The sequence below is a fragment of the Streptosporangium sp. NPDC006007 genome, from assembly GCF_040614315.1.
Lineage (GTDB): Bacteria > Actinomycetota > Actinomycetes > Streptosporangiales > Streptosporangiaceae > Streptosporangium.
The window spans coordinates 83,003-99,121 of sequence record NZ_JBEXUG010000020.1 but is presented as its reverse complement, the minus strand read 5'-3'; the positions used below and the strand labels follow the sequence as shown (position 1 = coordinate 99,121).

16 protein-coding genes and 1 pseudogene are annotated in these 16,119 nt (G+C 62.8%); 9 read left to right on the top strand and 8 right to left on the bottom strand.

The features are described from left to right. Positions 1-30: 30 nt before the first annotated feature. The 3 genes from ABZ194_RS17700 to ABZ194_RS17690 form a co-directional block, all read right to left on the bottom strand. Entirely contained in the window at positions 31-552 is a 522-nt protein-coding gene (locus ABZ194_RS17700; protein ID WP_355597398.1) for a hypothetical protein, read from the bottom strand. A 61-nt stretch (positions 553-613) separates the two neighbouring features. Further along, positions 614-1,597, bottom strand: a complete 984-nt coding sequence (locus ABZ194_RS17695; protein WP_355597397.1) for a BsuBI/PstI family type II restriction endonuclease — start codon at positions 1,595-1,597, stop codon at positions 614-616. Then, positions 1,594-3,117 (bottom strand): Eco57I restriction-modification methylase domain-containing protein, encoded by a 1,524-nt coding sequence (locus tag ABZ194_RS17690; protein WP_355597395.1) that lies wholly within the window; start codon positions 3,115-3,117, stop codon positions 1,594-1,596. The genes ABZ194_RS17695 and ABZ194_RS17690 overlap by 4 nt, the downstream gene beginning before the upstream one ends. A gap of 492 nt (positions 3,118-3,609) precedes the next feature. On the opposite strand from ABZ194_RS17690, the gene ABZ194_RS17685 reads away from it, so the two are divergent. After that, complete coding sequence (locus ABZ194_RS17685) at positions 3,610-4,161, top strand: class I SAM-dependent methyltransferase (protein WP_355597393.1); 552 nt, start codon at positions 3,610-3,612, stop codon at positions 4,159-4,161. 122 nt (positions 4,162-4,283) lie between these two features. On the opposite strand, the gene ABZ194_RS17680 is transcribed toward ABZ194_RS17685, so the two are convergent. Both ABZ194_RS17680 and ABZ194_RS17675 read right to left on the bottom strand, forming a co-directional pair. Beyond that, entirely contained in the window at positions 4,284-4,520 is a 237-nt protein-coding gene (locus tag ABZ194_RS17680) for a DUF397 domain-containing protein (protein ID WP_355597391.1), read from the bottom strand. Between the two features lie 28 nt (positions 4,521-4,548). After that, a complete protein-coding gene (locus tag ABZ194_RS17675) occupies positions 4,549-5,409 on the bottom strand; it encodes a helix-turn-helix transcriptional regulator (RefSeq protein ID WP_355597390.1) in 861 nt (286 codons plus the stop codon). Between the two features lie 261 nt (positions 5,410-5,670). Between ABZ194_RS17675 and ABZ194_RS17670 the strand changes: the two genes are divergently transcribed. From ABZ194_RS17670 to ABZ194_RS17645, 6 genes are all read left to right on the top strand, one after another. Further along, positions 5,671-5,961, top strand: coding sequence for a hypothetical protein (locus ABZ194_RS17670; RefSeq protein WP_355597388.1), 291 nt, complete (start codon positions 5,671-5,673; stop codon positions 5,959-5,961). Continuing rightward, complete coding sequence (locus ABZ194_RS17665) at positions 5,958-6,482, top strand: ATP-binding protein (RefSeq protein WP_355597386.1); 525 nt, start codon at positions 5,958-5,960, stop codon at positions 6,480-6,482. The genes ABZ194_RS17670 and ABZ194_RS17665 overlap by 4 nt, the downstream gene beginning before the upstream one ends. Positions 6,483-6,892: 410 nt before the next feature. Beyond that, entirely contained in the window at positions 6,893-7,159 is a 267-nt protein-coding gene (gene tgmA, locus ABZ194_RS17660) for a putative ATP-grasp-modified RiPP (protein ID WP_355597385.1), read from the top strand. Continuing rightward, entirely contained in the window at positions 7,159-8,115 is a 957-nt protein-coding gene (gene tgmB, locus ABZ194_RS17655) for an ATP-grasp ribosomal peptide maturase (RefSeq protein ID WP_355597383.1), read from the top strand. The genes tgmA and tgmB overlap by 1 nt, the downstream gene beginning before the upstream one ends. Further along, positions 8,112-9,350, top strand: coding sequence for an ATP-grasp peptide maturase system methyltransferase (gene tgmC / locus ABZ194_RS17650; protein WP_355597381.1), 1,239 nt, complete (start codon positions 8,112-8,114; stop codon positions 9,348-9,350). Before tgmB ends, tgmC begins: the two co-directional genes overlap by 4 nt. 264 nt (positions 9,351-9,614) lie before the next feature. Beyond that, complete coding sequence (locus tag ABZ194_RS17645) at positions 9,615-10,004, top strand: hypothetical protein (protein WP_355597379.1); 390 nt, start codon at positions 9,615-9,617, stop codon at positions 10,002-10,004. Between the two features lie 332 nt (positions 10,005-10,336). On the opposite strand, the gene ABZ194_RS17640 is transcribed toward ABZ194_RS17645, so the two are convergent. Continuing rightward, a complete protein-coding gene (locus ABZ194_RS17640) occupies positions 10,337-10,744 on the bottom strand; it encodes a hypothetical protein (RefSeq protein WP_355597378.1) in 408 nt (135 codons plus the stop codon). A 172-nt stretch (positions 10,745-10,916) separates the two neighbouring features. Here ABZ194_RS17640 and ABZ194_RS17635 point away from each other — a divergent pair. Both ABZ194_RS17635 and trpS read left to right on the top strand, forming a co-directional pair. Beyond that, a pseudogene (locus ABZ194_RS17635) lies at positions 10,917-11,042 on the top strand (IS3 family transposase); the annotation flags it as partial. Positions 11,043-11,244: 202 nt separating this feature from the next. Next, positions 11,245-12,288, top strand: a complete 1,044-nt coding sequence (gene trpS / locus ABZ194_RS17630) for a tryptophan--tRNA ligase (RefSeq protein ID WP_355597376.1) — start codon at positions 11,245-11,247, stop codon at positions 12,286-12,288. 588 nt (positions 12,289-12,876) lie between these two features. Here trpS and ABZ194_RS17625 read toward each other — a convergent pair. Further along, positions 12,877-13,611 carry a DUF5825 family protein gene (locus ABZ194_RS17625; protein WP_355597374.1) on the bottom strand — a complete coding sequence of 245 codons (735 nt, stop codon included), beginning with the start codon at positions 13,609-13,611 and terminating at the stop codon, positions 12,877-12,879. Further along, positions 13,608-15,473 carry a RiPP maturation radical SAM C-methyltransferase gene (locus ABZ194_RS17620; protein WP_355597372.1) on the bottom strand — a complete coding sequence of 622 codons (1,866 nt, stop codon included), beginning with the start codon at positions 15,471-15,473 and terminating at the stop codon, positions 13,608-13,610. The genes ABZ194_RS17625 and ABZ194_RS17620 overlap by 4 nt, the downstream gene beginning before the upstream one ends. Positions 15,474-16,119: the final 646 nt, after the last annotated feature.

The window sequence follows — 16,119 nt, the reverse complement described above, 5'->3', positions numbered from 1 at the left end:
GACAGCCGGGTGCTCTGGCGACTGATCTTCCTAGCTTCGGCCTCGCACTGGCTCCGCACGATCGACATAGCTTGCAAGCACCTCGTCAGGGTCTCGCGCCACGTTGGCCAGCTTTACACGGAACAGATCAGCGTCTCGGGCTGGAAGTCTCAAGAGCGGCCGCCTCAGTTGAGCACTCCACACACCCGGGTCCGGGAACACTTCGAGCTTGGACAGCAAGGGGACGACCTCGACGCCTGTCCCCCAATCGGCCAGCTCTTGCACGTCGATGAGGCAACCACGCGGATAGGTTTTCGCGCCGATCTTCAGCGGTACCTCAAGGAGCTCCACCTGAGATACGACGACGGCACGCCCAACAACTCTTCCCCGGTCACGACCGGGGTTTTGATAGGCGCCGCGTGTGACATAGACGAACAGCTCGTCGCCTGGCTTAAGGTCCCTGACCTCGGAGCGAGCAGTTGGCGGAAAGGCCATGCGCTGCTCGGTGAGCACCCACGCGATAGCCCGTCGTTCCGCAAGCACCAGGAGATAATGATCGACTTGCTTATTCACAACACAACAGCACCCAAACGAAAACGCATTAATCGTCCAATTATCGCCTCACACATGAGCTTCACTTTTCGTACGGCCCAAGAAAGCGCTCACCATTAAAATGGATCAGATGAGTTGGATTATCTGCACACCACGCCTCGGTTTCCCAGGCAATGGCCGATAGATACTTACGCATCTCATTACGAGATGGGAAGCAGGAGACGTATACCAGGCCAGCCGAAGAGCCGGCGAAGAGCGTTGCCAGCTCTTCGTGGCGCTTACTGTCAACAGGCCCATGAGATGACGCAGCCTCCAGCAGGACGAGCCAATTCTTGCCTGGCATATAGACGATCAGGTCGGGCATCTTCCCGTGCTGATCGATGTGGCTTACCCCCAAGGCGGCCAACGCCTCTTTCTCGAAGATGGCAAATTTGGCATCCGCGTCGCCAACATAGAGAACTTGACCGCCCGGCGTGAACTGCGGACAGAACTCTTCAAGTATTTGCTTGATCAGAATGTTCTGTCCGCCGGGACTTAAAGTAAAAGGCTTCCCGGAGGGGAGTACGATTGGAATACGACTAAGCTCACGCGCCCGGGCATACACTTCGATTTGACTGGGAACTTCTGTGAGATACTCTCTGAGTCGCGCTTCAAATACCGAGTCGCCGTAAGACTGAAAAAGCCCAAGCGCCTGAGGGTGAATCCGGTAACAACTCTTGGGGGAGTTGACGGCCCGCTGTGGATCATCCGGATTATGCTCCACCAATACCGCGCCAACAAATTGATGCAAGGTCTGACGGCGAATGGTTTCCCGAGTGTTCGACTTGTAGTCTTTACTCAGCCTTTCACGGAGCCTGGCCATAATTACGTGCGTCGTCATCAACTCGTTGGTGGAGTCGGCCCAAGCCGTCTCAGGGTCGTGGCTTAGCAACGCCAGAAGGGTTAGAGCTGATCGTTCATTGCTCCGCTCCTCATCGAATTTGAGCATCCTCAAGAGGTATTGAGCTTGCTCGATCTTGCGCCTGAGGGGATCATCTTCGATGCTGAACAGACCACCGTCAGTCACGGACGGGCCTCCGCAGTGAGGACGTGTGAAGCAACCAGAGAGTCGATCTTCTCCTGATCGGGCCATGATCCCTGACCAAGAGCAGCGCCCAGACTAGCCAACTGATCGAGTGATGGGTACCGGAGGGACCGAAGATCGGTTGCGTTGACCTGAGTGTGACCGCTGAACATACGGAAGAACTTGTCCACAATCGAACTGTTCAGCCACAAGCAGAGGCCGTAGGAAACTTCGCGATCCAGGCCGCGCTCATTACCACGGAACACGTTGAGGTGGTTCTCAAATCCTACGCGAGGAGCCCTGATATCATCGGGCTCGTAGACCACGGCGACGACTCGACGCCTCTCCTCCTTCGCGGAGAAGCGATTTACCAGTACGAATCGCTCACCCGGAAGAAGCAGCTTTTGGGTATCAGGAAGATCGGCAATAGCTTGCGGCTTACGGAGGGGCAGAGGCCAGCTAACGCGCCCCTCTCTTAGATTTCCCGGATAGATAAGAGGGAGATCTGCCTCTCCCGGCTGTGACTTGATGTGCTCGCGGGCACGGAAGTCCACAACCTTTCCAGTGGACACCTTCATTCCCAGGTCACTTAGTGAACAAGGAAGGTTGGCTATCGCCTCCGCCGTTTCAGTATCACTTTCGTCCGCAGGTATATGAATGAACCGATGAGGATCATCATGCTTCACGACTTCGACATACGAAACGGTGCGAGAAGTAGGCACATCAGCGTATCCTTCGCTGACTGAAAGCACTACCCGCTCTCTCGATCCGGCGCGAGTAGCCGAGAATATGACATTCTCCTGCAGTACTTCCGTGTCGGCGAACACCTTTGATCGCGACTCAAAAACATGAATCCGATCAAGCGCCATACTCTCCAAAAAGAACCGGCGAAACTCTTCAAAATAGGGGCCATTAGCGAAAGAGCGCGGAGTGATTGCCCCCAATTGCCCGCCTGGACGCAGGCTCATTACCCCCAAAGCCATGAAGGCACTATAGATATTCGAGCAGTCGACTCCTTGGGCCGCGAGCGCAAGGCGCTCTTTCTTCTTAGCGCCGAGCTTCTTGTACGGCGGATTCATGATGACCACGTCAAAGCTTTGGGAAAATGGACTTATTTCGCGACTGAGACCTGTCCCGAGCTGGATGAGATCGCCACATATGGCGTTAATCTCTAGCTCGATTCCGTATGGTACGAGCGTTTCAGCACAGTCCTTGAGCGTCTCCTCCAGATGCGGGAACACAATATTATCGATTTCGACTGCAACCACCTCGACACGCCCATGCCATTCCTGACGCGCCAAACGTGCCAGGAACGCGGTTGCGAGAGAACCAACGCCGGCCCCTGGGTCGAGAAGCCGCATGACTTTCACGTCGGCAAAGTGGGGCATCTCTGCAATCAGGTGTGCGGCGAGACTGGGAGTGAAGAACTGGCCCAGCTCGGTCCGCCGCTTCGAGTCGAGCCCAGCGGACACACGCCGGCGGCGCTCTTCAGTACGGCTGACGAGGTCCTCAATCGCGTTCACTCCAGCAGGGTAGCCCTGATCACACCTTTGCCACTCATGATCATTGAAGCCTCTTGACCTATCTGGATACTCCGATAGGTTTTGGGTGCCCCGCCCCTTCCGCTGGTGCGTGGTCGGCGCGGGCCCGGATCGGTCGAAGATCCCCTTTCGGGCCCGCTATGCCAGCGGATTTTCGCTGTTCCGCGCAGCGATCCTCTCGGGTGGCCAGCTCCACCGAGCAGACGATCACCCGCACCGACGGCCTGCGGACCAGCCGCAACCCCTACCACGCGTGCACGGAACCGACTGTGCCGATGCGAGCGCCGCGATCGGCGGCGGACAGTCAGCACGGTCGCCCCCTGGTCAGGGCTGCCCACACGACGCCGCCCGGACTACGCCGAGCTTGCCCCCCCTCCCGCCCCTTTTCCGGGCCGACGCTGTGAGCTGAAGCGCTGTCACGGTGAGGATCCCTGCGGGCAGGCTGTGGCCATGGATTCGGGCTTCCACGGTGAAGTGGCAGACTTCCGACGCGGTTACCCCCAGGCCGTCATCGACTCACTGATGGAGGCGTTCGAGCTGACCGAGGACGACACCGTGGTCGATCTCGGTTGCGGAACCGGCCAGCTGGCTCTGCCGATCGCCGAGCGGGTACGCGCGGTCGTCGGCGTGGACCCGGAGCCGGACATGCTCCTCCGTGCTCGACGCGCCGCGAGCGAGCGGGGCACGACCAATGTGAGCTGGATGATCGGAGCCGACACCGACCTACCAGCGCTGCGCGCACTGCTCGGCGACCGGACCGTGAGCGCGGTGACCATCGGCCAGGCCCTGCACTGGATGAACCACGACGAGGTGTTCCGCGCGCTGGTTCCGTTGGTACGCCCCGGCGGCGGTGTGGCCGTGGTGGCCAACGGAACGCCGCTGTGGCTGCAGGACACCGCCTGGTCGCGAGCGCTGCGCGACTGCCTGGAGAGGTGGTGGGGCCACAGGCTCACCCACGCCTGCGGTACCGACGACGATACCGTGACGACGCTGATCGGCCGGATCAGGGCCGAATCCGCACGGTGAAGCACCAGCCAAACCAGGACACCGCGTTTCACCCGCCCCGCGGGAAACTCATCACCGGCACCGGACACCAAACCCGCGGAGCATCCGGTCGGCGGCCCAACCGGATGCTCCGTGTTCCTGCCTCAGGTCAAGGTGTCGAGGTCGCCGCCCTTGATACCGCCGATGAAAGCACGCCACGCGCTGGGCGTAAAAGTCAGGACCCCGCCGTCAACGTTCTTGGAGTCGCGCACCAGGAACAGGGGATTCTCCGCCTCATGGCCTGAAGTGCCAGAGGCATTGACGACAGCCACTTGCACACAGTCCGCACCGTTAGCACTCAAGCTGCTGGTCCGCCACACAGCTTGCTCAGGAACAGTCATCTCGCAGCTCCCTCCAGCGGATCGATGATCAAAGCTGCTCAGCCACCTTCGCGATGAAAGAGATGGATTCATCGACCCCATACGCAATCGCACGAAGATGATCTAACACGCGCGTATAGCAGTGTACGTCCCTTTCGTCCTCCACCCAGAGGTTACTGGTCAGGGTCTCGATGTAGACCACGTCCTCGTCGTAGCGGGCCGGGAAACTGAGAATCGAGAAGGTTCCCGCCATCGCGGGATGAGCTCCGGAGGCGAAAGGGAGAATGTGGATGGTCAGGTTGGGAAGCTGGGCCAGATCCACCAGATGATGACACTGAGCGCGCATGTCCTCAGGAGAGCCGACCCTGTTGCGCAAGGCCGCTTCGCTCATGATGACCGAGTAGTCGAGAGGTCCGGGCTCCCGCGCGAGAAGCCGCTGGCGGGTCTTACGTGCTTCCACTCGGCGTTCGATCTCTCCCCGAGGCGCAAGATCCATCAAACCGGCGTGAATAACGGAACGAGCGTACTCCTCCGTCTGAAGCAGCCCCGGAATGATCTGAGCCGAGAACCCTCTGATCGACGCGGCTTCGGCCTCCAACGCGATGTACGCGGCGAGTTCTGTGGGGAGGGTGTCACCGTAGGCGTCCCACCACCCCTTGAACCGAGCGTTCCTCGCCAGGTCAAGGAGGATTTGCCGCTTTTCGTCAGGGACCGCGTAGAGATCGAGAAGTACCTGTAGATCCTTCGGCTGAACTCGTCTGGTAGCCGTTTCATAGCGACTGAGCTTGGAGGGGTTCCAGCCCAGCGACTTGGACGCCTGATCACCGGTCAAGCCGGCAACCTCGCGCAGGCGGCGCAGTTCACCCGCCAGCCTGCGGGTTCGGATGGTAGCTGGCCGATCGGCGCTCACACTGACTCTCCCCTGAGTTGAGATCGTTAAGTCTGTCGCCACCTGGGAGACCGGGCAAGCGCCCCGGAAGCTCATCCTGTCATTCAGCTTGGCAATATTGACGATTCTATTGCCAAAAGAGGCGGGGCGCACACATCATGTTCCTACGCCACGTGTGGGTTAAGTCACTCTGAGAAACCTCGGGCCTGCGATTTCGCGTCGCACGGCTGCCGCTCACACCTGTGCGACCTGTCGTATGCCAGCCACCTCGGGAGCCGAGCCATGGACACGCGCGATCCGCAAGAGGAAGAGTTCATCCACCTGGTACGGCTGTGCTGGGACCTGAAGGTTCTCGGGACGCCGACCCTGCTCGTCAGCCCCACTGCCGGTTCGCCGGTTCTGGAGATCCCGTCCGTCGCGGGCGGGCGCACCTGTGTGCGTGTGGTGCGGCGCCCCCGGGGTCCGGTATTCACCTGGCGGCCCCCGGGGTCGACGCTCTGGCTGCGGGGTGAGTGGGTGTGGGCACTCGACGAGCACGCCACGGAGGCGATCATGGCGGCGGTGACCACGTGACGACGCGGGAGAAGACGAGCCTGCGCCACCGCTCACCCCGGACGGCGACGGCCAGGCGATGGGTGCACCTGCACACCCTGCACCAGCGGGACCTCTCCGGGGTACCGCAGTCGGCCGGAACGGCGCGGGCCTGGACGGCGGGACTGCTGGCCGAGCACGTGACGACCGACGTGCTGGAAACGACCACGTTGCTGGTGAGCGAGCTGATCACCAACGCCGTCGTACACAGCGACTCATCCCGGCCGGGCGGTACGGTGACGCTCTGCCTGGGGATCGGCCACGGCATCGTGCACGTGGAGGTCATCGACGACGGCTCGGCCGTCAGCGTTCCCATGATGCGCGCGGCGGACGAGGACAGCGACGGCGGCCGGGGATTGAACTGGGTGAACCTCCTGGCCGACGGCTGGGGCAGCGACCAGGACGACGAGGCGGGAAACGCGGTGTGGTTCCAGATCGCCTACCCGGCCGATCAGGCACCTGTGGCCGCACCGGACACAGACCACGGCGACCGGGCCGGGTGAGAGGGAAGATGCCACCACGTCCCGGCGACCTGGTGCGGATCGTCTCTTTGGAGGGCAACACCTGGACGATGCGCGAGCGGGCCGGGTGGCTGAGCGCTGGACCCCGCAGCCCCCGAGGAGACCGCCCCTGCGCTGCCCGGCACACTGGGGCCGCCGGCTGAGAACGCCCCGCAATTATGAAACGCATCCCCAAGTCAGCAGCATTACCCTAATTCCAATTCAGAGCATAAGCGACAACCACTCCTAGATCAGCTCTAGAGGCTATCCCGTGACGACGTTTCCGCTGTCCAGGCAACTCCACTGGATTATCCCACCAGATAATCGACACCTATTGATTGCGATGCCGACCTCCTTCACAGTGAAGGGTGACGGCGAAAACAAAGCATCACACATGGCAAAAAGGAGCGAATATGGATGAATCTGTCAGCCTGCTGCGCCCGTGGGGTGCCACCCGGCTGGCCCCGTTCCAAGGGCTGGTCGGCATCGGCTACGCCGACCTGGAGCTGGACCCCGAAACACAGACAACCCTTTACTTCGACGAGGCCGGACAGCCCATCGAGATGGGAAAGCACGGCACGAACCAGGCCGTGACCTCCTCCAAGGCGACCGGCGGCGGTGATGGTACAACGCCAACGCCACCCGACGATGTCGCCATCACCGAATACGTGCCCGACTGATGGCGGACCAGCCCGTTCTGGTGGTGACCCGGCTGGATGATCCGACCGCTGACGCGGTCATCTCCGAACTGGGCCGCCGGGGTGTCACGGTGATGCGGCTGGATCCGGGTGACTTCCTGGCAGGCGGGATTGAGCTGGCGGCCCGCTACGGGCCGGGAGGACTGTCGGGAACGCTGTCCACCAGCTCCCGCGCCGTCAGATTGGAGCAGGTCCGGTCGGTGTACTACCGGCGCCCCTCGGAGTATGCGGCCCCAGTCGGCCTGGATGAACAGGACGCCCGGTTCGCCGTGGCCCAGGCCCGGTACGGTCTGGGTGGCGTACTCGCCGCACTACCTGATTGTCGGTATGTGAATCATCCCTGGCACATCATGCGGCATGATCACAAACCTGGGCAGCTGGCCGCCGCCGCGCAACTTGGCTTTCAGGTCTTGCCGACACTCATAACCAACAGCCTCGCCGAAGCTCGCCGATTCGCAGCCGAACAGGGCCCGGTGGTCTACAAACCGCTGCGGATCACCACTTTTCGTCGACATGACGGGCACGCGGCCACCGTGTGGATCCACCTCGTGGACCCCGGCGAGCTGGACGAACGGATCGCGGCCACCGCGCACCTGTTCCAGACCGCTACCCCGGACAAGGTCGCCGACGTGCGTATCACGGTGATCGGTACCGAGTGTTTCGCCGCCCGCATCGACTCTCCCCACCTCGACTTCCGCCAGAACTATGAGCAGGTGACCTATTCGGTATTCGACGTCTCCGCTCAGGTGGCGGACGCGTGCCGCGCCTACCTGGCAAGATTCGGATTGCTGTTCGGCGCCTTTGATTTCGGCCTGAGACCAGACGGTTCGCTCGATTTCTATGAGTGCAACAGCGCCGGTCAGTGGCTCTGGCTGGAAGAGGAGACCGGGCTGCCGATGACGGCGGCCCTGGCGGATCTGTTGGAGACGACCACATGAGCGCCCGCGCCGATGCCTCAGCCGTCGCTCTACGCCGTCGCCTGGCCGATCTTCTCCGGGCGGATGGAGATCTGCGCACCGCGCCGTGGCGCCATGCGGTGGAGCGGGTTCCCCGGGAGCGGTTCCTGGGCGGCCGCGTCTACCGACGTGTGGACGGCCCCGGCGGAACCCTGTGGGAACCGGTCACACCCGCCGAGGTCGGCCAGGCGCGATGGCTGGAGCTGGCCTATGAGAACACCACCTGGGTGACGCAGCTGGATGGCCGATACCGCGAGGACGCCCAGCCGACGCAGGGGACGCCGACCTCCTCCTCCACGCTGCCCGGCCTGGTTGTGAGCATGCTGGAGGATTTGGCGGTGGACGACGGCGACCGGGTGCTGGAGGTCGGCACCGGGACCGGCTACTCCACCGCCCTGCTCTGCCGACGCCTCGGCGATGACCTGGTCACCTCGATCGAAATCGATCCCTCGATCGCCGCCCGAGCCGCCCAGGCGCTTGGCGCGGCCGGATACGCGCCTACCCTGGCCATCGGGGATGGATTGCGAGGACACCGGGCCCGTGCCCCCTATGACCGGATCATTGCGACCTGCTCGGTCCGCACCGTGCCGGCGACCTGGCTCGCCCAGACCAGCACGGGAGGCCGGATCCTGGTCACCCTGTCGGGCTGGCTGTACGGCTCGGGCCTCGTCACCCTGGAGGTGACCGGCGGCGGCCACGCCCACGGCCGGTTTCTGCCGGGCACCGTCTCCTTCATGCCCGCCCGCGCCCACGCCGCCCCGCCACTCAGCGATCTGCCCGCCCGCGGCGGCGAGCAGCGGCCCGCACGGTACGGTCCCGGCATCCTGGACGACTGGATGGGGAGGTTCCTGGCCCAGCTCGCCGCGCCCACCGCCAGTCGCCGTATGCGGGTCACGGACGGCAACGGCGGACAGGCAGCCGAACTGTTGTTCGACCACGCCACCGGATCGTACGCCTGGCTGAGCCCCGTGGGCGAGGGCTGGACCGTCACCCAGGACGGCCCCGTGCGGCTCTGGGACCGGATCGAACAGACCGTCTCCGCCTGGCACGACGCCGACGGACCGGCGCAGCACGAATTCACCCTCACCATCAGCCCGGACACGCAGACCGTACACCTACCCACATCCGGCACCTCGCTGACCTGGACACTACCGCCACAGGGAAACAGGCGACTTGACGGACACCGCCGGCGACGTCCACCACGGCCCGCCAGGTAGCGCACCCGGCCTCCAGATGGCCGCGCCGTACAGGACTGCCCGGTGATCCAAGGTCAAAGGTCGCGGTCAAGCCCACCAACGGCTGGAGGTCGGCGGACGCCATCGCGGACAGCAGATCGGCGACGCCACCACCCAGCTCAAAGGGCAGGGCTGTGCCTGACGGTACCACAAACGACCCCCGGAGCCCCGATGTCGAAACCGGCGACCGCCTGAGCAAACTACGTAAACGAGCCCGGCAACGCCTCTCAGTACGCCGAGCTGGCCATGCTCGCGGGCAACCGGGTAAGGCGGGAGGCAGGGCGTCCCGCCGAACGCCGGTTCGGGCCGCTCAGCGCGGCTCTCATCGGCCCGGAGAACGCCATCATCGCCGGTCGGCCGGGGAAGGCGATCGCTTTGTTCAAGAGGTTGCCCCGCAGCGCCGGTTTGTCGGACCTGTCGACGTGGGACCGTGCCCGCCTGGACGCGGCCCGCGCCCACATTCAGATCGGGGACCCCAGGCGGGCGACCGAGATCCTGTCGGAGTTGAAACGGGCGGCTCCTGAGTGGCTGCGCCATCAGCAGGCCGGTCAGGACACGGTCCGCGAGTTGCTGGATGTCATGCCGCGGTTGACCGCCGAGCAGCGCGCGCCGGCCAGCTTCTACGAGATCACCTGACAGGCAAGAGAGAAAGGGGCGCGTAACGCGCCCCTTCCCTTCCCCTACAGGTTTCTTCTACAACGGCGCGTTACGCTCCTCGACCTGCCTAGTTGCCGTCCGTAGCTTTACCTGCATGGGCGGCACGAATAGGCGTGCATCTCTCGGCCCGTGCGAGGCGGAGGTACTTCAGGCGGAGTTTCCCCGCTACATCATTTGGAGTGGCGATCCACCTGAATGAGGGTGGTGCGGACTTGACTGCCTCTACCCCCGCGGAGTCGCGGGACCTTCTCCTTCAGGGGAAGGCACAGGGCCCAGGCACATTGACGATTCGGTCTGCTGAGGGTTGATTTTCACAGGGCGAATAGGGTGAGCAGATGGCGTGAGGCGCAGCCGTGTCTGCGGCGGGCCTGAGCCATGCTGATGTGACCTTTCTGCCGGAACGCGCCGATCACGAGGTTGCGGATGGCGGCCATCACATGCGGGAGTTGCCCAGTACGCACTTGGCCGGCGTCTTCACGGAAAGTGACGTCACGGACGTAGTACTCGCGGTTCTCCACGCCCCGGTGCTGCCGGGTGTGGTGGTTGACGTCGGCCGGTACCCGGCGGATGGTCCGCTCGCCGGGTGGGTGACATAGCCCGGTGAACGGATCGCGCCGGCAGCCCGGGGGAACGAGCAGCTCTTGCGGCGCTTCAGCGGCCCGGTCGCAGATCGCGGTGATGGAGTCGCCGCCGACCGCGGCGATACCGAAGGTCATCACCGCCGAGATCGCCTCCAGGGGTGCCGGATCTTAGCTGATCTTCGGGAATCGCGCCCTTCTCCGTGCCGTGGTTTGGACAGTTATTACCCGGCTTGCAGGCCGACTCCGACCTCACATCCGCCGTAGGCAAGAATCAAATCCGGTCAAATCCTCGATGTGCCGGGGCCCTGAGGCACGCCGAGCAGTGATCAAATATATCGAAGGCTTCTACAACGCTCGACGACTCCATTCTGCGCTCGGTTGTCGTCCGCCACCAAAAGTGCTCGATGAATGGTCGAAGGACAAGCGGGCCGCATGATAGGGCTGCACATATAGTCATATTTGGGACCGTGCCCGAAACTCGCGGGCTCCTCAGAACGGCATTTCGACAGCCTCGCCGCAGCCAAGGCTTGTGCCATCCTGATGGCAAGACCGACGTACCAGGAGACCTTGTGAACACTACTCCCCAGACTGTGCCTCCCGGCGCTTCTGCCTCAACTCCCTCCGCCGACACGCTCGGGATGTCTGCCGCGCAGGCCCGCAATGCGGTGCTGGAAGAGCTGATCCTCAAGGACCCCGGACAATTTCGTGTGCTGACAGGCGACCGCCCCACCGGCCGCCTGCACCTGGGCCACTACTTCGGCACGCTGCACAACCGAGTACGTCTTCAGGACCTCGGAGTGGAGATGTTCGTGATCATCGCGGATTACCAGGTCCTGACCGACCGCGATGTGGCGGACAATCTGACCGGGCACGTCGAGGATCTGGTACTGGACTACCTCGCCATCGGCGTGGACCCGGCACGCAGCACGATCTTCACGCACAGCGCCGTCCCCGCGCTCAACCAGCTGATGCTGCCCTTCCTCAGCCTTGTCTCCGTCGCCGAGCTCAACCGCAACCCCACAGTCAAGGACGAGATCACCCACTCGCGTCAGTCCTCCGTCAGCGGCCTGATGTTCACCTATCCCGTCCACCAGGCCGCCGACATCCTCTTCTGCAAGGCCAATCTGGTTCCGGTCGGCCAGGACCAGCTCCCCCATCTCGAAGTCACCCGGACCATCGCCCGACGCTTCAACGACCGTTACGGGAACGGCACCGCCGTGTTCCCCCAGTCCGACGCCCTGCTGTCCAGCGCACCGCTCCTGCTCGGCACGGACGGTACGAAGATGAGCAAGAGCCGGGGCAACGCCATCGCCTTGGCGGCCGACGCCGATGAGACCGCCCGACTGCTCAAGGGGGCAAAAACCGACTCCGAGCGCCACATCACCTACGACCCGGCCACTCGCCCCGAGGTCTCTTCCCTCCTCCTGCTGGCAGCTCTTTGCCAGAATCGGCCCCCCCAGCAGGTGGCCGAGGACATCGGCTCTGCGGGAGCCGCTGCGCTGAAGAGGACTGTGACCGAGGCGGTCAACGAGTACCTAGCCCCGATCAGGGCTCGCCGAACCGAGTACGCGCGGGACCGCACCTACCTCCGCCAGACCCTCCGCGAAGGAAACGAGCGAGCTAGGGCTGTGGCCAATGTCACTCTCGCCGAGGTGCGTGCCGCCATGAACAGCAATTACTGACGATCCGGCCCTGTGAGACGCCGTTGTCCTCCTGTGCAGGGAAGGTGTCTCACCACCCGTCGGCTCTGGGGATTCAGGGTTGAGTAGGACGCCCTTGCACGGAGCGTTTTTCATCCTGTCTCCCGGAGTTGGGGCACAAAGATCGCTTTGTTCAGGTGCAGGACACTAGTGTCCTGCACCTGAGATTCGTTGGCAGAAGCGGGCGAGTGAGCCGAGAATCTCTTCGGCCGTCTTGGCCCAGATGAACGGCTTGGGGTCGGCGTTCCAGTCCTTGATCAAGGCGCGGATGTCGGCCTCGAAAGCTTCTGAGGTTGAAAGGCGGAGATTACGGCGGTTCGAGGATGAAGCCGGTCCGAGAGGGCGTTTGATCCCTTTGTGTGGCCTGCGGGCAGGCTCGTCCGGTGGATGGATTGCCGCGTTCGTGGGGTATCGCCGGGTTTTCGTGTCGCGATGATCATCTCATTAGGCTCATGGATGAAATTTTTGGCAGCACAATTTCGACCGGCTCTGGCAAGCATCCTTGCGCCGTTTCATCACGCGCCCGCGAGCTCTTCGCGACATGAACCGCATCTCCGGGCGACGCCCGAACTACCCCTTCACATCGCCCGATTTCTTTCCGGCCGAGGCGAGGGTTCCCCCCAGGAGGACGGCTCCGATGGGCCATGAACGCATGTGTACGGGGAGAGTCACGCACTGGTCTCCGACGCACAAGAGCAGACCCATGTTCACCAGGTCCCGCGCGGCGGCGGCGTATTGCGGGGTCCGGGTCACCTCGGCCCACGCGCATCCCTCCAGAGCTTGAAGGAAGACGTCCATCATGGCGGGATCCTCCACGATGATCCGCCTGCTAGATTCGGGTCGCTGATCGACGACGGACAGGTATTTCGGACCCTTACGGAAGTACAGGAGGCCGAAATTGTTGGAGGAACGCCACTTGCTGACGAATGGACTCCTCTCCTCCAGCACTGTAATGGTGTCAGGGGCGGGGAGGTGATCGAGCTGCGGGATCAGGTCGAGCTGTTCCACGCCCAGGATCAGGGACCAGATGACTCCCGCACCGATCGAGGAACATTCGCGGAGCAACGCGGTGATCCGCACGATCGCGCGATCGGGGAGTGCCGAGAAGTCAGCGGACTCCGCCAGCTGTACCCTGGCGACCGGCACACGGGGCAGGAGCTCCGCCAGCTCGGTGGCCGGGGGAAGTTCGGCCCCGTTGGTGCCGAGGGTCAGCGTCGCGGCCCTGGGCCAGCTCCTAGCCGATGCACGCCCCTGATCCGAAGCTCGTGTCCGGAGTTCACCGATGTCCATCAGCGCGTTCATCATGATGCCGCGACCTCCTTGCCGTTAACCAGCTTCCGGCGGTACGGGTTGACCACTAGGGCGACGCTCACGTACCGTCCCTCGTCCTCGAAGGCCAAGCCGCGATCGACGAAATAACGAAGTATCTCCTCCAGTTCCTCGGCCCCAACGACGTACCCGCTCTCGGCGAGCCGCCGACGTATGCCCTCCCTGGCCGCGCACTGGAACATGCCGAGGTACACGTTGCTCCGGACGTCGTCCAGCTCGATGACTTCCTGCGGCCAACTGGCACGACGGTCCTCGAGGATTATCCTGCCCCGGTCATCGGTCCAGCAGGAGAGGGTGCTCTGCTGGTACGCCTTGGCCCATTCCTCGACTCCCTGCTTCAACTCGTCCTCCAGGGGGCCTGAGATTCCCTGGTTGCCAGTGTCGAACAGGTAGACGAGGTCGTAGAGCTGATCCCGGGGCATCTTGTAGATGAAGTCGTATATTTCGGCCGGACGGCGGAATGTGAATCCCTGAACAGGACCCTCGAAGTAGGGGCTGAACCGCTCCAGCGCTATTCGCCACGCTCCTGTCGGCGGCTGCAGATGCTCAAGTGTGGCGAATTTCTTGAGCACAGTGCGGTAGTCCTCCTCTGTCTCGCCGGGGAAGCCGTAGAGAATGTTCCACGTCACATTGAGACCGAGATCCTCCCCATCGCGCAGCATCCGCACGTTGTGCGCGCCGCTGACCCCCTTGTCCATGAGGCGCAGAACGTGACTACTCAGGCTCTCGATGCCGGGCTGAACGTAGAGGACGTTCGCCTCTTTTAAGCTGCTCAGTTGCTCTCGTGTCATGTTGGACTTGATCTCGTAGTGGATCCTCAGATCGCAGTTGAGGGCGGCTATCGCTGGCATGGCCGTACTGAGGTATTTCATGTCAAGAATGTTGTCCACCATGATCAGGTCGAGGACCTTGTACCGCTCGGCGAGGTTCCTGACTTCTTCAGCGATGCGTTCGGGGGCCTTGCTTCGAAAATTGATGTTCGATCCGTTCAGGCCGCAGAACGTGCATTGATGTACTTCTCCCCACCAGCAGCCGCGGGAAGTCTCCAACACCAGCTTCGGACGGACGTGCTGCTGGAAAAGTGACTTCTCCAGCTCCTGGAAGTAACTGTCGTAATTGGGTGGAGGCACAGCGGCGAACGGCAGCGCTCCCTGGGCGGGCGGATTCACCACTATCTGCCCCTCGTCCCGCCAGCTGAGGCCAGGGATGCCAGCGAAGTTCCGGTCTTCGGCGATGCGCTCCAACAGTGCGGGCAGGGAACGCTCGCCCTCACCACTAACCACGAAGTCGATCTGCTCGAAATTCCGGTGCAGGGCGGGACCTTGCTTTCCGTCGCAGTTGCTGCCGCCGATTACCGTCAGGATGCCCGGTACAAGGCGCTTCAGTTCCTTGGCCAACGCAAGGGACGGCACGTTCTGCATGAAGGTGCTTGTGAAACCGACCACGTCGGGCGGGCCGGTGGCGATCTCGGCCGCGAGAGCACGGATGAATTTCCGGGCGTGCTTCTGCATCGCGGCGGGAACCATTGGGTCCACGTCCCGCTGCCGCAGGAACTCGGAGAACTCATCGACCTTATAAGTGTCCAGATCGTACAGCGCTGAGGTGAACACCCAGTCGCCCACACCGTGGAACACCTGGTCCGCGACATTCTGGTAATCCGCCAACGTGATGACGTCTTTGCTCTCACGCACCAGGTGTTCGGCCCACCGGAGATTGGCATACAGTTCCTCGATGGCCCAGTCGGTGGCGTTTCTGCGGACGCACTGCCCCAGTATTCCGAGTGCGCTGGACGGCGTATCGAGCCCTTGCCACGGCATGCTGATCATCAGGATTTTCATACGATGCCTACCTTAGGATGCCTGTCGACGGCAGAAGACGCTCAGGGTTTTTCGAATGCGGCGACATGATTCGGGGGTCAGGTCCCCGTTCTGACGCTCCTCGTCTCGGCGGCGGGGGCCACATGGGATGCACCACCTCTCAACGTAATCGCCGAATCCTGGCGGGACTGTAGCTGTGCATGTTTGCTCACGACAAGACCCGCACATGTTCGTAGAAACGCACAGATGGCTGGCGATCTCCTCGGTCAAGGCCCGTGCTGTCGGGTCGGGGTAGCGGGCAAGTTGCGAAAAGCCTTCCTCGATGACGGCAAGCACGGAAGGCAGCAGGGGAAGAGCCAGTTCGTTACTGGACAGGTCGAAGGAAATGGACGTACTTCCTGCCGCATTCGACGACTCTGTGCACCGGTAGACCGCTACGCTCTGCAGCGTGCCACGTCCTGCCAACTCTACGTTCACCGCCACAGACTCCTCGTGATGATGAAGGGATGTGATCCGATGTCAGTGATCCATCGCCATGGCTTGCTGGCCTCGCCCAAAGAGCTAAGGACGACCTCGGCGGTGGTGGAATCGCGCTGGCGCAGAGAAGGACAGGGGCGAATTGCGCGGTGCCGAGGTCCTCGCAGGGACCGTCGGTGGTGAGCGCATG